This is a genomic window from Aliivibrio sp. 1S175, assembly GCF_001690985.1.
GTDB lineage: Bacteria > Pseudomonadota > Gammaproteobacteria > Enterobacterales > Vibrionaceae > Aliivibrio.
In genome coordinates this window covers 859-1,348 of record NZ_MAJS01000078.1, presented here as the reverse complement: position 1 = coordinate 1,348, position 490 = coordinate 859, and the positions used below count along the sequence as shown (strand labels likewise).

Below are 490 nucleotides of genomic sequence, written 5' to 3'. Positions count from 1 at the left end.
GATGCATTTGTTATGTGCTTATCAGAGATATACTTTAAATTCATCCACATCAAACCGAATTAGTTTATCTTTTTCTATACGAAAAGAGTCACTGAACTTAGTGCTAATCTGTTTAAAATTATATTTTTCACAAAATACAATTAAATCCTTATTTTCTATTTGTTCAATTGCAATCGTCGACCAAGGTGTGACATCTGACAAATAATTAAGAAGAGATTTTAATCGTCCTTGATGCTGTAATTCTTCATCAAGACGTATTGTAGCAATAACCATACAATTACCAATAATATCATTAGTCCGACATCTCAATAACAATTTCCATCCATTGGCTTCCATATCACAACTAGCCCATTCCTCTACTCCATATTTATCAACTAAATCCAACCACATTTCGATTTGTTCAATGAGTGTCGGCGCTTTTCTAAGCTGCCATATTTTCCAATCAATTCTATTTTTCAACTTATCCTACCTTGCACATAACGCCTGCATA

At 32.7% G+C, this 490-nt stretch carries 1 protein-coding gene; it reads right to left on the bottom strand.

The features are described 5' to 3' along the window. Positions 1 to 21: 21 nt before the first annotated feature. On the bottom strand, positions 22 to 459 hold the full coding sequence (locus A6E06_RS15225; RefSeq protein WP_255312103.1) for an N-acetyltransferase: 438 nt from the start codon (positions 457 to 459) through the stop codon (positions 22 to 24). Positions 460 to 490: the final 31 nt, after the last annotated feature.